Annotated in this window: 22 protein-coding genes and 1 riboswitch; of the genes, 13 read left to right on the plus strand and 9 right to left on the minus strand. The window is 59.5% G+C overall.

The genetic code is table 11. The annotated features are described in order from the left end of the window. The first annotated feature begins 3 nt into the window (after positions 1–3). From M5G26_RS19080 to M5G26_RS19095, 4 genes are all read left to right on the plus strand, one after another. On the plus strand, positions 4–999 hold the full coding sequence (locus M5G26_RS19080; RefSeq protein ID WP_273916224.1) for an ArsR/SmtB family transcription factor: 996 nt from the start codon (positions 4–6) through the stop codon (positions 997–999). Between the two features lie 18 nt (positions 1,000–1,017). Continuing rightward, complete coding sequence (gene metK / locus M5G26_RS19085) at positions 1,018–2,208, plus strand: methionine adenosyltransferase (protein WP_034153622.1); 1,191 nt, start codon at positions 1,018–1,020, stop codon at positions 2,206–2,208. Positions 2,209–2,454: 246 nt separating this feature from the next. Continuing rightward, the gene (gene ligB / locus M5G26_RS19090) at positions 2,455–4,131 is read left to right on the plus strand and encodes an NAD-dependent DNA ligase LigB (RefSeq protein ID WP_273916225.1); all 1,677 of its coding nucleotides are present in this window, start codon (positions 2,455–2,457) and stop codon (positions 4,129–4,131) included. 97 nt (positions 4,132–4,228) lie between these two features. Beyond that, positions 4,229–4,624, plus strand: a complete 396-nt coding sequence (locus M5G26_RS19095) for a DUF1090 domain-containing protein (protein WP_134176091.1) — start codon at positions 4,229–4,231, stop codon at positions 4,622–4,624. A gap of 78 nt (positions 4,625–4,702) precedes the next feature. Here the strand turns inward: M5G26_RS19095 and M5G26_RS19100 are convergent, their stop codons facing one another. Beyond that, positions 4,703–5,152, minus strand: a complete 450-nt coding sequence (locus tag M5G26_RS19100; protein ID WP_273916226.1) for a c-type cytochrome — start codon at positions 5,150–5,152, stop codon at positions 4,703–4,705. Positions 5,153–5,279: 127 nt separating this feature from the next. Here M5G26_RS19100 and mltA point away from each other — a divergent pair, with 127 nt between their 5' ends. After that, a complete protein-coding gene (gene mltA / locus M5G26_RS19105) occupies positions 5,280–6,452 on the plus strand; it encodes a murein transglycosylase A (protein ID WP_273916227.1) in 1,173 nt (390 codons plus the stop codon). Between the two features lie 94 nt (positions 6,453–6,546). Here mltA and M5G26_RS19110 read toward each other — a convergent pair whose 3' ends face one another. Then, entirely contained in the window at positions 6,547–6,930 is a 384-nt protein-coding gene (locus M5G26_RS19110) for an MAPEG family protein (RefSeq protein ID WP_273916228.1), read from the minus strand. 39 nt (positions 6,931–6,969) lie between these two features. After that, positions 6,970–7,803: an EamA family transporter gene (locus tag M5G26_RS19115; RefSeq protein WP_273916229.1), complete on the minus strand. Its 834-nt coding sequence runs from the start codon at positions 7,801–7,803 to the stop codon at positions 6,970–6,972. Positions 7,804–8,131: 328 nt separating this feature from the next. Between M5G26_RS19115 and M5G26_RS19120 the strand changes: the two genes are divergently transcribed. Together M5G26_RS19120 and M5G26_RS19125 are read left to right on the plus strand one after the other, a co-directional pair. Then, complete coding sequence (locus tag M5G26_RS19120) at positions 8,132–9,301, plus strand: MFS transporter (RefSeq protein WP_273916230.1); 1,170 nt, start codon at positions 8,132–8,134, stop codon at positions 9,299–9,301. A 289-nt stretch (positions 9,302–9,590) separates the two neighbouring features. Then, the gene (locus M5G26_RS19125; RefSeq protein ID WP_095112776.1) at positions 9,591–10,853 is read left to right on the plus strand and encodes a cation:proton antiporter; all 1,263 of its coding nucleotides are present in this window, start codon (positions 9,591–9,593) and stop codon (positions 10,851–10,853) included. A 31-nt stretch (positions 10,854–10,884) separates the two neighbouring features. On the opposite strand, the gene M5G26_RS19130 is transcribed toward M5G26_RS19125, so the two are convergent. Next, positions 10,885–11,748, minus strand: a complete 864-nt coding sequence (locus M5G26_RS19130) for a LysR family transcriptional regulator (protein ID WP_095112777.1) — start codon at positions 11,746–11,748, stop codon at positions 10,885–10,887. A gap of 91 nt (positions 11,749–11,839) precedes the next feature. Here M5G26_RS19130 and M5G26_RS19135 point away from each other — a divergent pair, with 91 nt between their 5' ends. Together M5G26_RS19135 and M5G26_RS19140 are read left to right on the plus strand one after the other, a co-directional pair. Then, complete coding sequence (locus M5G26_RS19135; protein ID WP_095112778.1) at positions 11,840–12,253, plus strand: VOC family protein; 414 nt, start codon at positions 11,840–11,842, stop codon at positions 12,251–12,253. A gap of 76 nt (positions 12,254–12,329) precedes the next feature. Next, positions 12,330–13,580, plus strand: coding sequence for a cation:dicarboxylate symporter family transporter (locus tag M5G26_RS19140; RefSeq protein WP_095112861.1), 1,251 nt, complete (start codon positions 12,330–12,332; stop codon positions 13,578–13,580). A gap of 2 nt (positions 13,581–13,582) precedes the next feature. Here the strand turns inward: M5G26_RS19140 and M5G26_RS19145 are convergent, their stop codons facing one another. Continuing rightward, positions 13,583–14,479, minus strand: a complete 897-nt coding sequence (locus M5G26_RS19145; RefSeq protein WP_273916231.1) for a formate/nitrite transporter family protein — start codon at positions 14,477–14,479, stop codon at positions 13,583–13,585. A gap of 185 nt (positions 14,480–14,664) precedes the next feature. After that, positions 14,665–15,072, minus strand: coding sequence for an acyl-CoA thioesterase (locus M5G26_RS19150; RefSeq protein WP_007913723.1), 408 nt, complete (start codon positions 15,070–15,072; stop codon positions 14,665–14,667). Positions 15,073–15,270: 198 nt separating this feature from the next. Next, positions 15,271–15,369, plus strand: a riboswitch (S-adenosyl-L-homocysteine riboswitch). A 23-nt stretch (positions 15,370–15,392) separates the two neighbouring features. On the opposite strand from M5G26_RS19150, the gene ahcY reads away from it, so the two are divergent. The 4 genes from ahcY to M5G26_RS19170 all read left to right on the plus strand — a co-directional run bounded on the left by ahcY (position 15,393) and on the right by M5G26_RS19170 (position 20,932). Next, the gene (gene ahcY / locus M5G26_RS19155) at positions 15,393–16,802 is read left to right on the plus strand and encodes an adenosylhomocysteinase (protein ID WP_007913721.1); all 1,410 of its coding nucleotides are present in this window, start codon (positions 15,393–15,395) and stop codon (positions 16,800–16,802) included. Between the two features lie 173 nt (positions 16,803–16,975). Beyond that, positions 16,976–17,821 carry a methylenetetrahydrofolate reductase [NAD(P)H] gene (gene metF / locus M5G26_RS19160; protein WP_007913720.1) on the plus strand — a complete coding sequence of 282 codons (846 nt, stop codon included), beginning with the start codon at positions 16,976–16,978 and terminating at the stop codon, positions 17,819–17,821. 192 nt (positions 17,822–18,013) lie between these two features. Beyond that, positions 18,014–18,826 (plus strand): substrate-binding periplasmic protein, encoded by an 813-nt coding sequence (locus M5G26_RS19165; RefSeq protein ID WP_150693752.1) that lies wholly within the window; start codon positions 18,014–18,016, stop codon positions 18,824–18,826. A 222-nt stretch (positions 18,827–19,048) separates the two neighbouring features. Beyond that, positions 19,049–20,932: a DEAD/DEAH box helicase gene (locus M5G26_RS19170; RefSeq protein WP_134176084.1), complete on the plus strand. Its 1,884-nt coding sequence runs from the start codon at positions 19,049–19,051 to the stop codon at positions 20,930–20,932. A 170-nt stretch (positions 20,933–21,102) separates the two neighbouring features. Here the strand turns inward: M5G26_RS19170 and M5G26_RS19175 are convergent, their stop codons facing one another. The 3 genes from M5G26_RS19175 to M5G26_RS19185 form a co-directional block, all read right to left on the minus strand. Further along, positions 21,103–21,681, minus strand: coding sequence for a YceI family protein (locus M5G26_RS19175; RefSeq protein WP_038358767.1), 579 nt, complete (start codon positions 21,679–21,681; stop codon positions 21,103–21,105). Between the two features lie 31 nt (positions 21,682–21,712). Next, entirely contained in the window at positions 21,713–22,264 is a 552-nt protein-coding gene (locus M5G26_RS19180; protein WP_007913713.1) for a cytochrome b, read from the minus strand. A 609-nt stretch (positions 22,265–22,873) separates the two neighbouring features. Beyond that, the gene (locus M5G26_RS19185; RefSeq protein WP_273916232.1) at positions 22,874–24,643 is read right to left on the minus strand and encodes a flavin monoamine oxidase family protein; all 1,770 of its coding nucleotides are present in this window, start codon (positions 24,641–24,643) and stop codon (positions 22,874–22,876) included. Positions 24,644–24,747: the final 104 nt, after the last annotated feature.

Genomic DNA, 24,747 nt, shown 5'->3' on the forward strand with positions numbered 1-24,747 from the left:
CCTATGAATTTACGCGTGCCTTCCATTCGCCATGACGATTGCGACGAGCTGGCGGCCCTGTGCAAGGCCGGCGGCGATCCGTTGCGGCTGAATGTCCTGCGCGCATTGGCCAACGATTCGTTCGGTGTTCTGGAACTGGCGCAAATTTTCGGCATTGGCCAGTCCGGCATGAGCCACCACCTCAAGGTACTGGCCCAGGCTGATCTGGTGGCAACCCGCCGTGAAGGCAACGCGATTTTCTATCGCCGCGCCCTGCCCCACACCGAACTGCTCGGTGGCAAGCTGCACGCGGCACTGTTAGAAGAAGTCGACAACCTGGATCTGCCTGACGACGTGCAGGCGCGCATCGAACAGGTTCACGGCCAGCGTGCCGCGGCCAGTCAGGACTTTTTCGCCCGGGTGGCGGAGAAATTCCGTGCCCAGCAAGACTTGATCGCAGGCCTGCCGCAGTACCGCGAAAGCGTGCTGGCCCTGCTCGACAAACTGAACTTCAATGGTGCTGCCACGGCCATTGAAGTCGGCCCCGGCGATGGTGCTTTTCTGCCGGAACTGGCCCGCCGCTTCGGCACCGTAACCGCGCTGGACAACAGCCCGGCGATGCTCGAGCTGGCGCGTCAGGTATGTGAACGTGAACAGCTGGCTAACGTCAGCCTGCAATTGGCCGATGCATTGAACGGCACCAGCCTTATGGCCGATTGCGTAGTGTTGAACATGGTGTTGCACCATTTCGCCGCGCCGGCCGATGCGCTCAAGCACATGGCCGACCTGCTGCAACCGGGCGGTAGCCTGCTCGTGACAGAGTTATGTAGCCACAACCAGAGTTGGGCCAGGGAGGCCTGCGGTGATCTGTGGTTGGGGTTTGAACAGGACGATTTGGCCCGTTGGGCCACCGCTGCGGGACTCGTTCCCGGGGAAAGCCTCTATGTAGGCTTACGTAATGGTTTCCAGATCCAGGTCCGCCACTTTCAGCGACCGGCTGGCGACACTCACCATCGGTAAATTCAGGAAAACATCGAGATGAGCGAATACTCCCTCTTCACCTCCGAGTCCGTGTCCGAAGGGCATCCGGACAAAATCGCCGACCAGATTTCCGATGCGGTGCTGGACGCCATTATTGCCCAGGACAAACACGCACGCGTTGCTGTGGAAACTCTGGTCAAGACCGGCGTGGCCATCGTTGCCGGTGAAGTGACCACCAGCGCCTGGGTCGACCTGGAGCAGATCGTTCGTGACGTGATTTGCGACATCGGCTACACCAGCTCCGAAGTTGGCTTCGACGGCGCGACTTGCGGCGTGATGAACATCATCGGCAAGCAGTCCCCAGACATCAACCAGGGTGTTGACCGTGCCAAGCCTGAAGATCAGGGCGCCGGCGACCAGGGCCTGATGTTCGGCTACGCCAGCAACGAAACCGACGTTTTGATGCCAGCCCCGATCACCTTCTCGCACCAGTTGGTGCAGCGCCAGGCCGAAGCCCGTAAATCGGGTCTGCTGCCTTGGCTGCGTCCGGACGCCAAGTCGCAAGTGACTTGCCGTTACGAAGGCGGCAAGGTTGTCGGTATCGACGCAGTTGTTCTGTCGACCCAGCACAACCCTGAAGTGTCGTACAAAGACCTGCGCGAAGGCGTGATGGAGCTGATCGTCAAGCACGTGCTGCCTGCCGAATTGCTGAGCAAAGACACCCAGTTCCACATCAACCCGACCGGCCAGTTCATCATTGGCGGCCCGGTAGGTGACTGCGGTCTGACCGGTCGCAAGATCATCGTCGACAGCTACGGCGGCATGGCCCGTCACGGCGGCGGCGCGTTCTCCGGTAAAGATCCATCGAAGGTTGACCGTTCGGCTGCCTACGCTGGCCGTTATGTTGCCAAGAACATCGTCGCGGCCGGCCTGGCCGAGCGTTGCGAGATCCAGGTTTCCTACGCGATCGGCGTGGCTCAGCCTACCTCGATCTCGCTGAACACCTTCGGCACCGGCAAGATCAGCGATGACAAGATCATCAAACTGGTGCGTGAAGTGTTCGACCTGCGTCCATACGCAATCACCACCATGCTCGATCTGCTGCACCCGATGTACCAGGAAACTGCAGCGTACGGCCACTTCGGTCGCGCGCCAGAGACCAAGACCGTTGGCGAAGACACCTTCACCACGTTCACCTGGGAAAAAACCGACCGCGCCGACGCTCTGCGTTCTGCTGCTGGTCTGTAAGCCTTTCCCGGCTGCACAAAAAGCCCCGCACGGTTCGCGCCGTGCGGGGCTTTTTCATGCCTCGAAAAGAGCAAAAGATCGCAGCCTTCGGCAGCTCCTACAAGTGAAACGCACGCCTCCTGTAGGAGCTGCCGAAGGCTGCGATCTTTTGATCTTCATAACTGAAACACGATGCAAAACACCCACCCGTTGCTGCTCTGAATCCTGACTAACCTTCAAGCATTCCCCTGAGCAAGGACGCTCAACATGCTTGCCACGCTGCGCCTTTTTTCAACTCTTCTGCTGAGCTTCACCCACCTGATCGCTTACGCCGCTTGCCCTGACTGGCCTGCCCCCACCGCACAAAACGAAATCGCTACCCTGCAAAAACAGATCGACCAATGGGACGACGCCTACCACCGCGAAGGCCGCTCAATGATTGCCGATGAACTCTACGACCAATCCCTTGCGAAACTGAACGAGTGGCGAGCGTGTTTCAACGTGCCCTCGCCACCCGATCCTTTGCGCACAGTTTCAGGCTCAAACGCGCACCCCATCGCCCATACCGGCCTGGATAAAATCCACAAAGATGAGGCCGTGGGGGCCTGGCTACGTGATCGCAAGGACGTCTGGATACAACCCAAAGTCGACGGCGTCGCAGTGACGCTGATTTACCGTGCCGGCGTTTTGCATCAGGCCATCAGTCGCGGTGACGGGGTTCGCGGGCAAGACTGGACGCCATCAGCGCAGAAGATCGGCGCTATTCCTCAACGCCTGTCCCAACCATTGGATCTGCTGGTGCAGGGTGAACTCTACTGGCGCGTGAACGAGCACGTGCAAGCTCGATCCGGCAGCGTTAACGCTCGCGCCACCGTGGCCGGATTGATGAGCCGCAAATTCCTGAGCGCAGAACAGGCCACCGGCATCGGGCTGTTCGTTTGGGACTGGCCACAAGGACCTTTGGACTTGCCCGAGCGCATATCCGGATTGGCAACGCTGGGGTTCGTCACAATTGAACCGTACAGCCAACCCGTTGCCGACTTGGCAGAGGCGCAAAAATGGCGCGATCACTGGTATCGCTCACCTTTGCCGTTTGCCACTGACGGCGTGGTTTTGCGCCAGAGTCTGCGACCTCCCGCAGATCGCTGGCAGGCGCGCTCACCCTACTGGGCAGTCGCCTGGAAATACCCGTTTGCTCAGGCATTGGCCGAAGTCCGCAAGGTCAACTTCAAGATCGGCCGCACCGGGCGCATCACACCGGTGATCGAGCTGATCCCCGTTAGGCTCGACGACCGCGAGATCAAACGCGTCAGCGCCAGTTCGTTGAAGCGCTGGCAGGCGCTGGATATTCGCCCGGGCGATCAGATCGCGATCAGCCTCGCCGGTCTGACCATTCCACGGCTCGACAGTGTTGTGCTGCGCGCTACCGAGCGGGCAGACATCAATATCCCCAACGCCGACGACTTCCACAGTTTGAGCTGCTGGCAACCCACGCCCGGTTGCGAAAGCCAGTTTCTCGCCCGCTTGACCTGGCTCAGTGGCAAACAAGGACTGGCGATGCAGCATGTCGGGCGCGGCACCTGGGAGAAACTTTTCGAAACAGGCCGCGTGAATAACCTGCTGGATTGGTTGACCCTCGATGGGCCGGAGCTTGCTAACATTGCCGGCTTCGGCGAGCGCAGTAGCGAACGCCTGATGCACAGTTTTCACAGCGCCCGCCAGCGACCCTTCGCGCAATGGCTCAAGGCCTTGGGCTTGCCGCCAACCGGTCAGGCCCAACTGCCTGATTCGTGGCAGGCGCTGGCGCAGCGTGACACCGAACAATGGCAGGCCGAAGCCGGTATCGGCCCGGGACGCGCAGCGCAATTAAGCGCATTCTTTCGCGATCCGCAGGTACTGGCCTTGAGCGAAACCCTACATGCCGCCGGAATCGACGGTTTCTGACTACGCAATCCCGGCGCGCCGGGAACCCAAAGGCTGCCGCGGCGCTCCAACAGCGCAGTGCCGCCCTGACCCGATTGCCTTTGCACATGGAGCTTTTATGAAATTTCTCGCACCGCTCGCCATGCTGACCCTTTGCGGCGTAATGGCCACCCCTGTCATGGCCGACGAAGACGCCCCGGGCCTGACCGGTTGCGCCGCCAAAAAGCAGGGCATCATGAATCAGATCGAACAGGCCAAGTCGCGCGGCAACGCCGATCAGCAGGCAGGCCTGGAAACGGCCTTGCGTGAAGTGACCGAACACTGCACCGACGCCGGCCTGAAGAAAGAGCGCGAAAACAAGGTGCTCGAAGCCAAACACGAAGTGAGCCAGCGCCAGGCTGATCTCGACAAAGCCATGAAGAAAGGCGACCCGGAGAAGATCAACAAACGCAAAGACAAACTCGCCGAATCGCGCAAAGAACTGCAGGATGCGCTAGACGAAATCGATAAGTAAAAATCAAAAGATCGCAGCCTGCGGCAGCTCCTACCCTGATCAATGCAGGAGCTGCCGCAGGCTGCGATCTTTTAAATATCAATGATCGCGAAACTGTTTATGGCAAGCGCTGCAGGCATCTTCAACTTTCTGCACCGCAGGCCCGAGATTGCTGGCCTTGTAAGGCTGAACCTGACTGGCGACTACCAATTCACCGGTGGCGGCTTCAAGGTTGCGGGCCATTTCCTGAAACAGCGCCTGCTTCTGCCAGACATCGTCCTTGGTGCTGGTGTGATCTTCTTCGCGAACCTGCGGAAAATGTTTCCACGGTTCATGGGACAAGGCATCAAGTTTGATCGCGCCGTCGGCGAACTTCGGCCCGTCGAACGGAATACGCCCACGCAACATGCCACCCAGGTCTTCACCGGTTTTGAGCATTTGCTTGAAGATCGCTTTGCGTTGGCCCAGCGGAGAATTCGGATCGACACCGCCACAGGCGGAAAGGGTCAGACAGGCCAGCAATACAACAGAAATGCTTTTAAGAGTCATGGTGGCTTCAGGTCACGGAATTCGGCGGCCAGTATCCTCGCGTCACCACCAAACACCAATAGCCCTATTAAAAATACGGGTTGTTCGAGCGCATGGAGCACTCGGCAACCGGCACAGGAATTACTCCATGAATAGCCGTCTCAAGGCCTGGCGTCACCCGCTGATTGCAACCCTGCCGCTGCTGGCAATTCTCGCCGGCTGCACCGGTGGCGACAGCGCCAAGCCAAAAACCCACGCACTGGCCACTTACTCCAGCGCTACCTGGGAAGCCCTGCCAGCAGTGTCCGACAGCGATCTGGTTGCCGGTTTCGGTTCGTGGCGCAGCGCGTGCACCCGGCTCAAGGCTGATGCGGTCTGGGGCAGCACCTGCGCAGCGGCGGCCAATGTGCCGCAGAGCGCCGCAGAGATTCGTGCGTTCCTCAAACAGAATCTCGATGTCTACGGCCTGCGCGCTGAAAACGACAACCCCAACGGTTTGATCACCGGCTACTACGAGCCGGTCTACCCCGGCAGCCTGACGCCCACCGACACGGCCAATGTGCCGGTGTATGGCGTGCCGGAGGACATGATCATCGTCTCGCTGGACAGCATTTATCCCGAACTCAAAGGCAAACGCCTGCGCGGTCGCCTCGAAGGCCGCGTGCTCAAGCCTTACGACGATGCCGCAACCATCGAATCCAAAGGTGTAAAAGCGCCGGTGGTTGCCTACCTGACCGACCCGATGAACCTGCAATTCCTGCAGATTCAAGGCTCCGGACGCATTCAGACCGAGGACGGTAAACAGCTGCGTATCGCCTACGCCGATCAGAACGGCCACCCGTACCGCCCAATCGGCCGCTGGCTGGTCGAGCAAGGTGAGCTGAAGAAAGAAGACGTGACCATGAACGCGATCAGCAATTGGGCCAAGGCCAATCCGTCGCGCATCCCGGAGCTGTTGGGCAGCAACCCTAGTTATGTGTTCTTCACCCGCAATCCGGACAGTAACGAAGGCCCGCGTGGTTCGCTGAACGTACCGCTAACTGCCGGCTACAGCGCGGCGGTGGATCGCAAGGTGATTCCGTTGGGCAGCCTGTTGTGGCTATCAACTACTAAACCGGATGGCACTGCACTGGTCCGCCCGGTCGCGGCACAGGACACCGGCGGCGCGATTGCCGGCGAGGTGCGTGCGGATCTGTTCTGGGGCACCGGCGATGCGGCCGGGCAATTGGCCGGGGACATGAAGCAGCAGGGGCAGATCTGGATGCTCTGGCCAAAAGGTGCGGCATTGCCGCAAGTGCCGCAGGTGGCCGACAAACCTTAAAAAGCAAAAGATCGCAGCCTTCGGCAGCTCCTACAGGAGTATGTATTCCTCTGTAGGAGCTGCCGCAGGCTGCGATCTTTTGATCTTGCTCTTTTTACACCGACACGAAGAAGAACGAAGCAATCAACACCATCCCCACAAACCACACCAGCGACCGCAAGATCGCCCAGTCCGCCAGATAGCAAATGATGTACAGCAGGCGACTGGTGATAAACAGCACCGCCAGCACATTGACCGTCACCAGCTCCGCCGTCCCTACCAGGTGCGCGACGATCACCGCCGCGGCAAACGCCGGGGTCACTTCAAAGCTGTTCATCTGCGCGGCATGCGCACGCCTCGCCACACCGTTGAGGCTTTCGAGAAAGTCGCGCGGATCATGGTTGTCACTCAACCGGTAGCCGCCCACGGCTTTGGCTACCCCCGTGCAGATATACGGCAGAAAAATCGCAATCAACACACACCACAGAGCCACCGTCATAACGCCGTCCTTTTTTCGAGTTATAGAATTCGCGGGCGGTCAGAACTTCATCACCAACATGCCGATCAGCACCAGCCCACAGGCTAAGAGCCGCGGCCGGCCAAAAGGTTCTTTGAGGTAGCGCATACCGAACAGCACCACCAGAATCACGCTGATTTCACGCAATGCCGCCGCCTCTGCAATCGAGCCCAACTGCATCGCCCACAGCACCAGAGCGTAGCTGGCCAATACGCAGAAGCCCACCGCCAGCCCCAGCTTCCATTGCTCACGCCAGAACTGCATGAACGCCGGACGCTTGGCGACCCACGCCAGCAGCGGAAACGGCCAGGCGCTGAGCAGCGTGACCCAGACCAGGTAATCGAGCGGATGCGACCAGCGCCGCAGTGCCTGGCCATCGATGTAGGTGTAGCAACCGATGCACAGGCCGATCAGTGCCACCACCGGCAGCATCGACCATGGCAAATGCTTGCCGCCACCGCCCTGCCACAACAGACAAACCATGCCCAACGGGATCAGCATGATGCCGAATATCTGCTGGGTGGTGAGCACCTCTCCGGCGAAGATCAGAGTCAACGCCAACACCACCAATGGCGACAGTCCGCGCATCAACGGATAAACCAGGCCCAGATCGCCGACCCGATACGCCTGAATCAGCAGGTAGCGATACAGCAGCTCAAAGGCTGCCGACGCCAGAATCCATGGCCAGATTTCCATGGGCGGCAAGCTCACGAATGGCAACGCGATGGCCACGACCAGCAGCGCCACGGTATCCATGCACGCCACCACCAGCAGCCGCTCGGCGCTGAACTTGATTAACGTATTCCACGTCGCATGCAACAGCGCCGCCATCAATACCAAAGCTGTCGCCAGCACCTTTCACCTCTTATTTTTATGAGTCCCCGTGTAGGAGCTGCCGCAGGCTGCGATCTTTTGATTCTGATTTTCAACAACATGATCAAAAGATCGTCCGAACGCGGCCCGAGCCTGCGGCAGCTCCTACAGTGAAAATCGATAATTCGAATAGTCAGATTATTGATTCGCGATGTGTCAGCAGCTGTTTATACTGCAAGCGACCACGCCGCACTCAGTTGCGCACAGAAAAATTCCAATAACTCTTGCCTGCACCGCCTCTTTTCGAAAGCGGTCGTCGGCCTGCGTATGCCTGATCAAAGCGTCAAGACTACCGACAGAGACCTTGCGCATGCCACTCGCCTTGCTTGCCCTCGCTGTTGCCGCGTTCGGCATCGGCACCACCGAATTCGTCATCATGGGCCTGCTGCCCGATGTTGCTCGCGACCTCGCTGTGAGCATTCCTCACGCGGGTCTGCTGATCACCGGATACGCGCTGGGCGTGGTGTTCGGCGCGCCGATCCTGGCGATCGGCACCGCGAACATGCCGCGCAAAGCGACATTGCTGGGCATGACGCTGATGTTCATTCTCGGCAACATACTCTGCGCACTGGCGCCTAACTACGCGACGCTGATGGCCGCCCGCGTAGTCACCGCGCTGTGCCACGGCGCGTTCTTCGGCATTGGCTCGGTGGTTGCTGCCGGGCTGGTTGCGCCGAACAAACGCGCGCAGGCGATTGCGATGATGTTCACCGGCCTGACCTTGGCCAACGTTCTCGGCGTGCCATTGGGCACAGCGCTCGGGCAATACGCCGGTTGGCGTTCGACCTTCTGGGCGGTCTCGGTGATTGGTGTCGCCGCCGCCCTGGCGCAGTGGCTGTGGTTGCCGAAACACATCCCGATGGACAAGGCCAACCTCGCCAGCGAATTCAAGGTGTTGGGCAAGGTCAACGTCCTGCTGGCACTGGGCATGAGCGTGTTGGCCTCGACCAGCCTGTTCAGCGTGTTCACCTACATCGCGCCGATCCTGCAGGACATCACCGGCGTCAGCCCGCATGGCGTCACGGTGATGTTGCTGTTGTTCGGCGTTGGCCTGACCGGCGGCAGCATGCTCGGCGGGCGTCTGGCCGATAGCCGTTTGTTGCCGTCGCTGGTCGGCGTGGCGCTGGCCGTGGTGGTGATTCTCGCGGCGTTCAGTCAGACCAGCCGTTCAGTGGTGCCGGCGGCGATCACGTTGGTGCTGTGGGGGATTTTCGCTTTTGCGCTGTGCCCGATTCTGCAATTGCTGATCATCGATCAGGCCCATGAGGCACCGAACCTCGGCTCGACGTTGAACCAGAGCGCTTTCAATCTCGGTAATGCCGCGGGTGCGTGGATCGGCGGGCTGGTGGTGGCCAGTGGCGCGGATCTGGCGGACTTGCCGTGGACCGGTGCGCTGGTTGGCGTATTGACCGTGCTGACGGCGCTGTTTTTCATCTATCTGCAACGTCGCGGCGCGGCTGCGGTCAATGTGTCCGGCTAATCGGGTTTAGCCTGCAAGAGCCCTCACCCTAGCCCTCTCCCAGTGGGAGAGGGGACTGACCGTGTTGAGTGTTCGAGTTACATCGACCTGAAATTTCGAGCCGAACTCAGGCCCTGAAAGACTTGAAGATCTGCTTCCTTTCCCCCTCTCCCTAAGGGAGAGGGCTGGGGTGAGGGGGCTCTTGATCTCATCACACCATCAACTGTGTCCCGATCCTGACTCAGCCCATCCAACCCCTGCACCAACGATTCGGTGCGCTATCTTTCCCCCCTCATCCAAAGGACCCCGGATGCTTGAACTTGTCGCCGCTTTCATCTGCCTCACCACCCTCCTGACCTTCGTCAACTTCCGCTTCATCGGCCTGCCGCCGACCATCGGCGTGATGGTTACCGCTCTGCTGTTCTCGCTGATCCTGCAAGGCCTGAGCGTGCTCGGCTACCCCGGCCTCGAAGAACGCGTACAGCAACTGATCGGCCAGATCGACTTCGGCGATCTGCTGATGAACTGGATGCTCTCGTTCCTGCTGTTCGCCGGCGCCCTGCACGTTAACCTCAACGACCTGCGCAGCTACCGTTGGCCCATCGGCCTGCTGGCGACCTTCGGTGTGTTGATTGCCACCACGGTGATCGGCAGCCTCGCCTATTACATTTTTGCCCTGTTCGGCTGGCACGTGAGCTTCTTGTACTGCTTGCTGTTCGGCGCGCTGATTTCACCGACCGACCCGATTGCGGTGCTCGGTGTGCTGCGTACCGCCAACGCCTCGAAGCCGCTGAAAACCACCATCGTCGGCGAGTCGCTGTTCAACGACGGCACAGCGGTTGTGGTGTTCACCGTGTTGCTCGGCATCGCCCAACTCGGCGAAACCCCGACCGTCAGCGCCACAGCGATGTTGTTTGTTCATGAAGCCATCGGCGGTGTGTTGTTTGGCGGCCTGATCGGTTATCTGGTCTATCGAATGATCAAAAGCGTCGAGCAGCATCAGATCACTGTGATGCTGACCTTGGCGCTGGTCATTGGCGGTTCGGCGATGGCCACCGAGATTCACGTTTCCGCGCCGATCGCGATGGTGGTGGCCGGTCTGATCATCGGCAACGTCGGGCGCAATCTGGCGATGAATGACATGACCCGCCGCTATCTCGACGGTTTCTGGGAATTGCTCGATGACATGCTCAACGCGCTGCTGTTCGCGCTGATCGGCATGGAGCTGTTGCTGCTGCCATTCAACTGGCTGCACATGGCAGCGGCAGGTTTGCTGGCGGTGGCGATTCTGCTCTCGCGCCTGCTCACCGTAGCACCAGCGATTCTGCTGCTTCGACGCTGGCGGACAGTGCCCGCTGGCACCATCCGCATTCTGACCTGGGGCGGTTTGCGCGGCGGTGTTTCGGTAGCACTGGCCCTGGCACTGCCGCTGGGCCCGGAGCGCGATCTGCTGCTGAGCATCACTTACATCGTGGTGTTGTCGTCGATCCTGTTGCAGGGCCTGACCATCGGCAAACTGGTCAAGCACGCGACTCGCAACGAGCCGAGTGCTGCGACCGAAACCGCGCACTGACACATCACTGCGGCGCCGTCGTGGAGTACTTTCATGACGGATCGCAGAGTAATTCGAGCAGATGTCGCATCGCCAACGGGCGGTGCGGCGTCGAGCTGTGCATCACCACCAGTTCCCGCGAATAACGCTGCTCCTTTTCCACCGGCAGGACATACATTCCGTCCAGCGCCATCCCGGCCCATTGCGGCACCAGTGACACTCCCATCCCCTGATTGACGAGCATGACGATGGTTTCCAGCGCATCCAGTTCACACAGCAAATTCGGCTCGATCGCCTGCTCGTCGAGGTAGCGCTGTGCAATCTGCCCGCCCCATGAACGCGCGTCGTAACGTATGAATGGACCTGCACGCAGCAATGTTTCCAGCGATTGCCCGGTGTGCGTGGCCGGAGCAACCAGAACCAACGGCTCGATCTTAAGCACGGTCAGCGCCAGAGCCTTGGGTGGCTGAAATGGTGGCCTGACCAGAATCGCCGCATCCAGTTCGCCCGCCAGCACTTTTTCGTAAAGGCTTTTTGAATCCCCGGGCGTGATCTTCAGCTTCAACGCCGGCGCCGAAAATGCCAATCGCTCGATCAACCCCGGCAACACACCCGTCAACGCCGTCGAGATCGCGCCAATCTTCACCTCTCCCGTCAGAGCATCGTGGTTCAGATCGTTTTGCAACGCCTGCGCCTGTTCGATGATCGCCCTGATTTGCGGCAGCACCTGCAGACAGAGATCCGATGGCCGTACGGCATGCGCGGTGCGCACCAACAAGGCATAACCCAGTGACCGTTCGAGTGCCTGAACTCGCTGACTGATCGCCGCCGCCGTGCGGTTTTCGCGGCGCGCGGCGGCCGCAATCGAACCGGTTTCAACTACTGCGATCAGGCTTTGAAGAAAGCGCACGTCCATAAGTTTTCCTTTCGCTCAGAACAAGGCGAAGCCGTTTTGCCCCGCCGCATGGCCTGTTTACCCTGAGTGCTCCTTCACTCAGGGCTATCACATGAACAGACCTTTTCACGCTGCATACCATGTTTGCGACCTGGAACAGACGCGGACTTTTTATCGAGATGTGTTGGGCTGCACTGAAGGCCGCAGTACAGAGACGTGGGTCGACTTCGACTTTTTCGGCAATCAACTCTCGCTGCACCTGGGCAAACCCTTCGCGACAACCCGCACCGGGCAGGTCGGCGAGCACAAGGTGCTGATGCCACACCTCGGCGTGGTGCTACCGCTAGAGGAATGGCTGGAACTGGCCGAGCGGCTGAACCGCCTGGGCACTCACTTTGAAATCCCACCGGTGATTCGTTTCGCCGGCGAAGCGGGCGAGCAACGCACGATGTTCTTCCTTGACCCCAGCGGCAACCCGATCGAAGTCAAAGGCTTCAAGGACTTCAACGGTCTGTTTGCGCATTGATTCCAACCCCAACAAACACAATAAAAAGGGGCACAGCATGAGTAGCAAAACATCCACCAGCCTGGTCACTCGCATCATGATCGGGCTCGCCGCCGGGGTCGTCGTCGGCATCCTCCTCAACCAGTTTCCCGAACACAAAGCCTGGTTTATCGACAACCTGCTGCAACCGGCGGGCGACCTGTTTATCAGGCTGATGAAAATGATCGTCGTACCGCTGGTCTTTGCCTGCATGGTCGTTGGCATTGCCGGCGCGGGCAGTACCAAGGCCTTGGGACGGGTCGGGATAAAAACACTGGTGTATTTTTTCACGATCACCAGCATCGCCATCGTCTTCGGGCTGATCATCGGCAATGTATTCCAGCCCGGCGCTGGCGCGGATTTCAGCAGCACCTTGCAAGCACCGGTCACCGGCCTGGCCACTACGGGTGAAACGCAGAACCTGGGTCGAACCTTGGTCAACATCGTCCCGGACAACATCGTATTGGCCATGTCGCAGGGCAAACTGCTGTCGGTGTTGTTCTTTGCCATCCTGTTCGGCTGCGCCTTGTCGATGCTGCCCGAGCAACAGAAGGCGCCGCTGATCGCGGTGATGCAGGCGGTTTCCGACACCATGTTCAAAGTCACGCATCTGGTCATGCACTATTCGCCGATCGGTATTTTCGGCCTGATCGGCGTGACTGTAGCCAGCTTTGGCCTGAGCGCCTTACTGCCACTGGCCAAGCTGATCGGCATCACTTATGTGGCGGTGTTGCTGTTCGCATTGTGCGTGCTGGGTTTGGTGGCGCGAATGGCCGGGATCCGTTTTTTCCACCTTATCCGCGAAATACGCAGTGAACTACTGCTGGCCTACAGCAGCGCTGCTTCGGCCACGGTGATGCCGCAGTTGATCGAAAAAATGGAACGCTATGGAGCGCCGCGCCCGATTACCAGCATGGTCATTCCGCTGGGCTACTCGTTCAACCTCGACGGCGCATCACTGTTTGCAGGGCTGGGCACGTTGTTCATCGCTCAGGCTTATGGCATTGACCTGGGTCTGGCAGATCAGGCGATGCTGGTGCTGATCATGGTGCTGACATCCAAAGGCGCGGCGGGCGTGCCGGGCTTCATGTTCATCATTCTGACGGCAACGCTGACCGCCGCCGGATTGCCAGTGGAAGGCGTGGCGATCATCGCTGGCGTTTACCGGTTGATGGACATGCCGGTGACTGCGCTGAACGTGTTGGGCAACGCGCTGGCGCCGCTGGTCATTGCACGTTGGGAAGGCCAGCTCAAGGCGCCTGAAAGCGAGCCGGCCGCGTCACCGGTCAGCCCGCCGTTCAACGCCTGAAACTATCGGCTTTTGCTGTCTGAATCATCCTCGCGGGATTCGCCAGAGGCGGGTTTATCCGTCTTTGGCGCACCGCTCTCACTGCGAATCTGCGCATGGCTGATCAGCGCAAAGATAAAGCTGCCGCCAATGATATTCCCCGCCAGCGTGGGACCTGCGAATACCGCCCAGAAATCACTCCACGGCAGCTCGCCGGCGAACACCAGATATGACACCTCCGCCGAACCCACCACGATGTGAGTGAAGTCGCCGAGCGCCATCAGGTAGGTGATGAGGATAATGATCCACATCTTCGCGCTCTCCATGGACGGAATCATCCAGACCATAGTGGCGATCATCCAGCCGGAAACGATGCCTTTGGCGAACATCTGGCTGGCATGGTTTTCCATGACCTTGCGGCCGATTTCGAGGAAGGCTTGATCCGTCTTGGTGTCGAAGATCGGCAGTTCGAGCATCACGTACGCGACCAGAATCGTGCCGCACAGATTGCCGACCAGCACCACCGTCCACAGTCGAATCAGCCGGCCGAAATTTTGCAGGGTCGGCTTGGTCATGACCGGCAGCACTGCAGTCAGAGTGTTTTCGGTGAACAGTTGCTGACGGGCGAGGATCACCGCGAGAAAACCTGCGCAGTAGCCGAAGCTGGCGATCACTTTGAATTCATCACCGTCGGGCAGGCGCGAATTGAGCAGGCCCATGCCCATCAGCGACAGGCCCATGGTCAACCCGGCTGCCAATGCCGACCACCAGAGCGCGGCGATGCTGCGCTCCAGTTCCTGATCGCCTTGGCTGCGGATGATTTCATGCAGGACGGCCGCGCGGGGCGGCTGGTTTTTCTCGACTTCGTGTTGCTCTTTGGCCGAGAGATCGGGGGTCTTGCCGTCGGTGGGAGTGGTCATGGCGTGGGAACCGTGGGGGTGGTGTTTACCTACGACCCCGGCGACTTGGAATACGTTCTGTGAGCGCCACGCTAATAGTGTAGGAGCTGCCGAAGGCTCGGGCCGCGATCGGACGATCTTTTGATCTTGCCTCTAAAAAAAAGATCAAAAGATCGCAGCCTGCGGCAGCTCCTACAGGGCTCGCATTACTCGCTGACTAACTCATCTTCCTGGAACTGGTCTTTCACATATTTGATTTCAGTGCGCCCGTGCGGTGCCGGCAAGCCGTCTTCACCGAGGTTCACAAAAACCATCTTCTCAACGGTGAGAATGCTCTTGCGAGTGATCTTGTTGCGCACTTCGCAGGTCAGGGTGATCGAGGTGCGGCCGAACTCGGTGGCGGTGATGCCCAGTTCGATAATGTCGCCCTGGCGCGAGGCGCTGACGAAGTTGATTTCGGAAATGTACTTGGTCACCACGCGCTGATTGCCCAACTGCACGATGGCGTAAATTGCCGCTTCCTCGTCGATCCAGCGCAGCAGGCTGCCGCCGAACAGGGTGCCGTTGGGGTTAAGGTCTTCGGGTTTTACCCATTTGCGGGTGTGGAAATTCATCTTCACTCCTGAGTGTCTTGCCGAACGATGGACGGTATCTTGGCAGACTGAGCGGTCAGGCTCCATGCGGCTTCGACTATGGTCGTCATTAACGATCTTCATCTGGCCGACAGAAACCCTTTGGAAGATCAGTCTAGACGGCTATAATCGCCCCCGTTTCAAAACGGTAACGTTCACTTGCTACCGTTTTCCCGCCACCTGTCCGAGGGGCGCTGCAGCAGGTTCAACCTGTCAGGCTCGGATGGGGCGTTGACTGGCTCAGGCCAGACACTAAACGCACAACGGCGCCCATTCGCATACATTACGAATGGAGGCTCTTCATGAGCGCTGTTATCACGCCTGCAGATTTTAACGATTACAAAGTTGCCGACATGTCCCTGGCTGCCTGGGGCCGTCGCGAAACCATCATCGCCGAATCGGAAATGCCGGCTCTGATGGGTCTGCGTCGCAAGTACTCCGGCGAACAGCCGTTGAAAGGCGCCAAGATCCTCGGCTGCATCCACATGACCATTCAGACTGCCGTGCTGATCGAAACCCTGGTTGCCCTGGGTGCCGAAGTACGCTGGTCGTCCTGCAACATTTTCTCCACTCAGGATCAGGCTGCTGCCGCTATCGCTGCTGCCGGCATCCCGGTTTTCGCCTGGAAAGGCGAAACTGAAGAAGAGTACGAGTGGTGCCTGGAGCAGACCATCCTGAAGGATGGCCAGCCATGGGACGCCAACATGATCCTCGACGACGGCGGCGACCTGACTCAGCTGCTGCACGACAAGTACCCACAAGTACTGGATCGCGTTCACGGCGTGACCGAAGAAACCACCACCGGCGTACACCGTCTGCTGGACATGCTGGCCAAGGGCGAGCTGAAAATCCCGGCCATCAACGTCAACGACTCGGTGACCAAGTCCAAGAACGACAACAAGTACGGCTGCCGTCACAGCCTGAACGACGCGATCAAGCGCGGTACCGACCACCTGCTGTCCGGCAAGCAAGCGCTGGTCATCGGTTACGGTGACGTGGGCAAGGGCTCCGCTCAGTCCCTGCGTCAGGAAGGCATGATCGTTAAGGTTTCCGAAGTTGACCCGATCTGCGCCATGCAGGCGTGCATGGACGGTTTCGAACTGGTTTCGCCGTTCATCGACGGTATCAACAACGGCACCGAAGCAAGCATCGACAAAGCACTGCTGGGCAAGATCGACCTGATCGTGACCACCACCGGTAACGTCAATGTTTGCGACGCGAACATGCTCAAAGCTCTGAAGAAGCGCGCCGTGGTCTGCAACATCGGTCACTTCGACAACGAAATCGACACCGCTTTCATGCGCAAGAACTGGGCATGGGAAGAAGTGAAGCCGCAGGTACACAAGATCCACCGTACCGGCCCGGGCGCTTTCGACGCTCAGAACGACGACTACCTGATCCTGTTGGCCGAAGGCCGTCTGGTAAACCTGGGTAACGCCACTGGCCACCCAAGCCGCATCATGGACGGTTCGTTCGCCAACCAGGTTCTGGCGCAGATCTTCCTGTTCGGCCAGAAGTACGCCGACCTGTCGCCAGCCCAGAAAGCCGAGCGTCTGACCGTTGAAGTACTGCCGAAGAAACTCGACGAAGAAGTGGCCCTGGAAATGGTTCGCGGTTTCGGTGGCGTGGTCACTCAACTGACCAAGCAACAGGCTGACTACATCGGCGTGACCGTCGAAGGCCCGTTCAAGCCGCACGCTTACCGCTACTGATTGGCTGAGCGTCGACGCGGTGTGCCTGGCGCACCGCGTTGCCTGACTGGCGCTGCTGACCGCTCTGTGTAGGAGCTGCCGCAGGCTGCGATCTTTTGATCTGCAAAGATCGCAGCCTGCGGCAGCTCCTACAGGGTGCAGCGTCCGGCTTACGTGTTTCCAAGGGTATGACCATGTCCCAAGACCGTCGCTACAGCTTCGAGTTCTTCCCGACCAAGACCGATGCTGGGCATGAAAAACTGCTCGCCACTGCCCGTCAGCTGGCCACATACAATCCTGACTTCTTTTCCTGCACCTATGGCGCTGGTGGTTCGACCCGTGATCGCACCCTCAACACCGTTCTGCAACTGGAAAGCGAAGTCAAAATCCCGGCCGCACCGCACCTGTCGTGCGTCGGCGACAGCAAGGACGACCTGCGCGGCCTGCTGAACGAGTACAAGGCTGCCGGCATCAAGCGCATCGTCGCCCTGCGTGGTGACCTGCCGTCCGGCATGGGCATGACCAGCGGCGAGCTGCGTCACGCCAATGAACTGGTTGAATTCATTCGTGAAGAAACCGGCGATCATTTCCACATCGAAGTTGCCGCTTACCCGGAGATGCATCCACAAGCACGCAACTACGAAGACGATCTGGCCAACTTCGTGCGCAAGGCCCGTGCCGGCGCCGACAGCGCAATCACCCAGTACTTCTTCAACGCCGACAGCTACTTCTATTTCGTCGACCGTTTGCAGGCGCAGGGTGTCGATCTGCCAATCGTTCCGGGGATCATGCCGATCACCAACTACAGCAAACTCGCGCGCTTCTCCGATGCCTGCGGTGCGGAAATCCCGCGCTGGATCCGCAAGCAACTGGAAGCCTACGGCGATGACACACAAAGCATTCAGCGCTTTGGTGAGCAAGTCGTCAGCGAGATGTGCGAACGCCTGTTGCAGGGCGGCGCGCCGGGGCTGCACTTCTATTCCATGAACCAGGCTGAGCCTAGTCTGGCGATCTGGAATAACCTGAAGTTGCCTCGTTGAAACAGCGGCAAGCTTCAAGCTGAAAGCAACAAGCAAGATCAAAAGATCGCAGCCTTCGGCAGCTCCTACATAGGATTTAATTACACCTGTAGGAGCTGCCGAAGGCTGCGATCTTTTGCTTTTAAATCCCCGAATTAGAGCTTGTGCAGGCACTTTCTGGCTCTTTCGCGTTTCTCGTCGTAATCTCAAGCCATGCCTTTGATCACGCAGTTATTCGCCGTGCTGGTTTTTGCTTGCCTGAGCTTCGCCGCTCGAGGCGAGAAGTTGCGTATTGTCACCGAGCCGTGGGCGCCTTACGTCTATGAAGAGAACGGTAAGAACCTCGGACTGGATTACGAAACCACGGCCATCGTCTTCAAACGGCTGGGCATAGAAGTCGAATGGCAATTCCTGCCGTGGAAGCGTTGCCTGTCGATGCTTGAAACTGGCCTGGCTGATGGGGCACTGGATATCTTCCATAGCGATGAACGCGACGCCACCCTCCTCTACCCGAGCGAGCCGCTGTCGGACGTCGAGTTCGTGATGTTTTACGCCAACGACCGGCCGCACCCGTTCAGCAAACTCGAAGAACTCAAAGGCCTGACCATCGGCACCTCGCCGGGTTATCTCTATAGCCCCGACTTCAGCGAGTCGACACTGTTTACCCGTGAACCGGCACCGACCCATGAAGCCAACTTCGGCAAACTAGTGCGCGGCCGAATTGATTTGTTGATCACTGATCGCCGCGTCGGTCAGCATTTGCTCGATGAATTGAATATTCGCGATCAGATCACTGAAAACCCTACCGTTATTAGCCGTCAGAGCCAGTTTCTCGCGGTTCGGCGCAATGCCGGCATGGATTTGCTGGTGCAGCGGTTTGGCGCCGAGCTCAAGCGATTCAAGCGCGAACCGGCTTACGCCGAGCTGAGCGCACGCTACGGCGCCGCACCCGCCGGTAGCCCTTCACCGAACTCAGCCACGGCTACCAGCAAAACCGTTGAGCAGCAGGAAAGCAGCGCGCAGTGATTGCTCTGTTATACTCCGGCGTTCCCGCCAGGCTCACGCCCGGACGCCCGGAACCGTAACAGGCCTCTCGACCCGCTACAGCGCAGCTTTGCAGCCCGCGCGAGCGCTCCAGACGTGCCTTCGGAACCGCAGCAGGACCGGACGGGATTGCGTCCTCTTAAACGTGATTCGCGCCAGGCAAGACTCCCATTGGGCCAAGCCCTAACTAAAACAGGATTACTCATGTCCTTTGCTTCCCTCGGTCTCTCCGAGGCTTTAGTCCGCGCCATCGAAGATGCGGGCTATACCGAGCCTACTCCGGTGCAACAGCGGGCCATTCCCGCCGTGTTGCAAGGTCGCGACCTGATGGTTGCGGCACAGACAGGTACCGGTAAAACCGGCGGTTTCGCCCTTCCGATCCTGGAGCGGTTGTTCCCCAACGGTCACCCGGACAAATCCCAGCGTCATGGCCCGCGCCAACCGCGCGTACTGGTCCTGACCCCGACCCGCGAACTCGCGGCCCAGGTACACGAGAGCTTCAAGATCTACGCCCGTGACCTGAAATTCGTCAGCGCCTGCATCTTCGGCGGCGTCGGCATGAACCCACAGGTTCAGGCCATGTCCCGTGGTGTCGACGTGCTCGTCGCCTGCCCGGGTCGTTTGCTCGATCTCTGCGGCCAGGGCAGTGTTGATCTGTCCCACGTTGAAATCCTCGTCCTCGACGAAGCCGACCGCATGCTCGACATGGGCTTCGTGCACGACGTGAAGAAAGTCCTCGCGCGTCTGCCGTCCAAGCGTCAGAACCTGCTGTTCTCGGCGACCTTCTCCAAAGACATCACCGACCTCGCCGGCAAGCTGCTGCACAACCCGGAACGCATCGAAGTGACGCCGCCGAACACCACGGTCGAGCGCATCGAACAACGCGTGTTCCGTCTGCCGGCCAGCCACAAACGTGCGCTGCTGGCGCACCTGATCACCGCCGGCGCGTGGGAACAGGTATTGGTGTTCACCCGTACCAAGCACGGCGCCAACCGTCTGGCCGAGTACCTGGACAAGCACGGCCTGCCGGCTGTGGCGATCCACGGTAACAAGAGCCAGAACGCGCGGACCAAAGCGCTGGCCGACTTCAAGGCCAACCAGGTGCGCATCCTGGTCGCGACCGACATCGCCGCGCGCGGTCTGGACATCGATCAGTTGCCACACGTGGTCAACTTCGAACTGCCGAACGTTGATGAAGATTACGTTCACCGTATCGGCCGTACCGGCCGTGCCGGTCGTTCGGGCGAGGCGATTTCGCTGGTCGCGCCAGACGAAGAAAAACTGCTGAAAAGCATCGAACGCATGACCAAGCAGAAAATCGCCGACGGCGACCTGATGGGCTTCGACTCGAGCACCATTGAAGCCGAGAAGCCGGAAGTGCGTGAGCGTCCGGACGTGCGTAACCCGCGCAATCCACGTGGCCCACGCGGCGACGGCCCGAATGGCGGCGGCGGTGGCGGCGGTCGTAAAGACAAAGGCAAAGACAAGGGCAAGGAAAAACCGGCCGGTGAACGTGGCGAGCGCCCTGCCCGTCAGCAAAAGCCGCGCGAAGGCACCCCTGCCCGCGAACAGCGTCCGAGCCAACCGCCACGTGCAGCGGCTGATCGTGCACCGGACGAATTCCTCGACGACGATATCGATAACTTCGGTAACCGCGTTGACTACGTGCCGAAGCCGGCTCCTGCTGGCGGCCGTGGTCGTCGTCCAGGCGCACCGGCGCAAGGTGCTGGCGCAGGTTCGGGCGCACCACGCGGCGGTCAGTCGCAGGGGCGTCAGAACGGTCCGCGCAACAGCAACGGCTCGAGCACCGGCACCCCGCCAGCCAAACGCAGCGGCCCGCGCAACGGCGCACCGCGTGATGGTCAGTCGGGTCGTCGCGACGATTCCGCTTCGTCCTCGCGCAACCGCCGTCCAGCCCGTGACGATCAGCCACGCAGCGAGCCAGCCGTGCAGAACCCGCGCAGCAACGGCCCGAAGATCATGCACAAGGAATCGAAAGCCGACCGCTTCCCGACGCCTGAGCAGCTCGATCAACTGCCAAGCCGCCCGCGTGGCGAGAAACCAGCCTTGCTGACCCGCAATCGCTGATTTGACGCTGCAATGAAAAATGCCCCGCCTCGAAAGAGCCGGGGCATTTTTTATGGACGACCCAAACCCGCTTTCTGTAGGAGCAGCCGAAGGGGGATCAGGGTTGTGACGGGCAATAAAAAACGCCCCCAGCCTTTCGACCGGGGGCGTTTTTGTGTGGCGGACGAAAGTTACTTAACTTTCACGCCTTCCAGCGAGATGTCCAGATCCGCAGTCTGCGAGGTAGGACCTGGGCCCTTGATCCCGAAATCGTTCAGGTTCAGGGTGGTCTTGGCGTTGAAGCCAGCACGCTCGCCGCCCCATGGATCCTTGCCTTCGCCGTTGAACGTGGCCTTGAAGGTCACAGGCTTGGTCACGCCGTGCAGGGTCAGGTCGCCAGTCACGTCAGCAGTCTTTTCACCGGTCGACTTAACGGCGGTGGAGACGAACTTGGCATCAGCAAACTTGCCCACGTCGAGGAAGTCTTTGCTGGCGATGTGCTTGTCACGTTCAGCGTGGTTCGACCACAGGCTGGCGGTTTTCACATCAACAGAGATCTTGCTGGCTTCAGGCTTGGCCGAATCCCACGAGAACGTACCGTCGAAATCTTTGAAAGTACCGTGGATGAAGCTGTAACCCAGGTGGCTGATTTTCCAGTCAACGAAGGCGTGCTGGCCTTCCTTGTCGATTTTGTAGTCCGCAGCCATGGCCTGACCAGCCGAGAGCAGTGCAGAACCGATTGCCAGAGCGGCCAGAGTCTTTTTCAACATGCTTTCTTTTCCTTTGAGTCGAGGTTGAATTTCAGGCTTTGCGACCGAGCATTCGCGTCAGGGTCGCATCACGATCGATAAAGTGGTGCTTCAATGCTGCCAACGCATGGAGACCGGAAAAAATTACCAGTGCCCACGCCAGCCAGAGATGAATCACCCCAGCGGTATCTGCCTGATCCGGTAGCCCGGAAACCAGTGCAGGAACTTCAAACAGGCCAAACACCGGAATCCCGACACCGTCTGCGGTGGAAATCAGGTAACCGGCAAGCATCACAGCGAACAGCGCCAGATACAGAAACCCGTGGCCAAACTTGGCGCCGATACGGGTCATGCGGCTGTAGCTTTGCAGCGTCGGCGGCGGTGGGCTGATAAAGCGCCAAAGCACCCGTAACACCATCACGGCCAGCAACACCAGGCCGATGCTCTTGTGCAGATCCGGCGCCTCTTTGCGCCAGCTGCTGTAGTAATCCAGCCCGACCATCCACAGGCCCAGCGCGAACAGTCCGAAGACCACCAGCGCCACGCCCCAGTGCATGAAGATGCTGACCCAACCATAGCGCGAAGAAGAGTTACGTAGCTGCATTGCCCAAATCCTGTGAGAACTGCGAACCAAGACTAGCGAGTTATCTATCGAATTAAAGCGGAAAATTTTGCTTTGAAATATCGAGAAATACGATCAAGAGTCTGGAAGTGGCGTGTTAAGGAAAGATTAAAGGCGATTACGGCGTGGGACGTCTGGACAAATGATCGTTGCTGAACTCTCGGGCGCCTGCACAAGCGCAAGCAAAGGTGGCCGAGGGAAACGGCCGAACGGGACAGAGTTATTCAAGTAACCGGCCCTCTATTCATGGCTGATTAGTTATGAAGTATCGCCGGCGGTTGCAGACAATCGGCGCTGTAGGGATCTATCTGGCATTTATGCGCGAGCTCTGAACTATAACCGCCAGGAAAGAAACGCCCGTTGGAGCAACCGGGAAGTGCAATCAGCAAAAGCATGAGCGTGAACGTTTTCATCAAGGCCTCCTATTTTTCCCAGCATAGAATTGGCGCCGGCGCACCCGCTATCACCTCACTCTGAGTACTTTGTGGGAAGGCTCCGGTACACAAGTAAGCTCCGTGACCGGATGGCGAAGGACAAAAATGCAGGAAAAAAAACGCGACCCGAAGGCCGCGTTTTTATTGAAGCAAAGGCTTACTGCGCCTTGGTCTCAGTGTTGGCTGCCGGCTTGGCTGCTGGCTTCTTCGCCGGTTCAGCCTTTTTCGCCGCTGGTTTGGCCGCAGGCTTTTTCGCCTCGGTTTTCGCAGCCGGCTTCTTCGCCGCTGGCTTGGCCGCTGCTTTCTTCGCAGGCTCAGCCTTTACCGGAGCTGCAGGCTTCGGTGCTTCCACCGGAGCTGGCGCAGGTGCCGGGGTCGGCGCAGGCGCTGGAGCGACCGGTGCAGGAGCCGGCTCTGGCGCTTTCACAGGCTCTGGCTTCTTCTCGTCATCCGAACCGCCGAACAGATTAGTGAAGAAGTTGCCCTTCTTCGCCGCCACGGCACCCGCCGCGCCTGCCGCTGCTGCAGCCGGCAGCACTTTCGCCGGTTCAAACGATTTGCCCGCCGCCAGATCTTCAACCTGACTGGCCGCACGCTGGCCGGTGCGCAGTGCGCCTTCCAGGGTGCCCGGGTACAAGGTGTCGGTGTGTTCGCCAGCGAACGTCACGCGTTGCAGCGGACGTTCCCACAGGCGCCAGAACTTGCTGATCTGGCCCGGGCCATAAGCCAGGTAGGCGCCGCCCATCGACGGGTCGGTGCTGTAGCGACGGATTTCATAACCGGTGAACGAGCCACGGGCCTGTGGATAAAACGCGTGCAGACGAATCAGCACCTGATCGACCATCTGCTTGTCGCCAAACGCCTGCATCACGCGGGCATTGTCGCCGGACAGGTTGATCACCACGTTGGCGCCGCCCTTCAGCGCAGGTTCGATCCAGAGCATGCCGAGGCCGGTGTTGCTGTAGATCTCGCCGGACATACGCGCCTTGCTTTCCCACACCGGCGTCTTGAACTTCAGCATGATCTGGTCGCGCCAACCGTAGTTGGTGCCCTTGATCGCCGCCAGATGCTGGGCATCCAGTGCCGGGGTCAGGGCAATCTTGTTCAGCGCACGCAATGGCACGGCCAGCACAACGTAGTCAGCCTGGTAGCCAACGCTGCCGACCTTGACGGTCACGCCGTCCTTGTCCTGATTGATCGCCGACACCGGCGAGTTGGTCTTGATCGTTTTGATCTGTTTGACGAACGCCTGCGCCAGCACCTGGCTGCCGCCGACCAGACGCGAAGCACGCAGGTCACGGTCGGAGATGCCGCGATACACGCGGTTCTGCTGCGCGAAGTACAGCAGCGACAGACGCGAAGGCTCGTCGTAATGCGTGCGGATGTCCTGGTTGATCAACTGACGCGCGGTGGCCGGCAGGTTCTGCTTGTCGAGCCAGCTCGACACGGTGATCTGATCCAGCGCGTGCAGCGTGCTGGTCGCCGCCGGATTCTGCGGATCGTCGATCGAACGTGCCAGATCGTCGAGGGTTTTCTGATAGCGCTTCAGGGCATCGGCGGTGGCCGGCTGCTTGGTCGCCAGATCGGCGGCAGAGAAATACTCGCCGTCGATCAGGTAGCCCGGGGTACGCACGAATTCCGGGGCCGGCGTGGTGCCCAGCTTGAACGTCGACACGTACTTGTTCAGCACTGGCTGCGTCTTGTCGTTGCCGATCCACTCGCTGGTGGCCATACCGGAGCGACCGCCCAGGCTCGGCTTGGCTTCCAGCAGCGTGACCTGCCAGCCCTTGTTTTGCAGTTCATAAGCGGCAGTCAGGCCCGACAGGCCGCCGCCGATCACGATTGCAGTTTTATCCTTGGCCAGCGCCGTAACGCTGAACAGCCCCAACATCACCAGCGCACAGGCGCGCAGCCAACCGACAGACATTCAGCGAACTCCGGAAATAACACAGAAAAAAGCAGTTGTGCGGGTCAGACGACCCAAAGAACCGCGAAGAATACGTTAGCCATCAAAACGCCGCCAGCGACGTC

The sequence above is a fragment of the Pseudomonas sp. TNT2022 ID642 genome, assembly GCF_028656995.1.
Lineage (GTDB): Bacteria > Pseudomonadota > Gammaproteobacteria > Pseudomonadales > Pseudomonadaceae > Aquipseudomonas.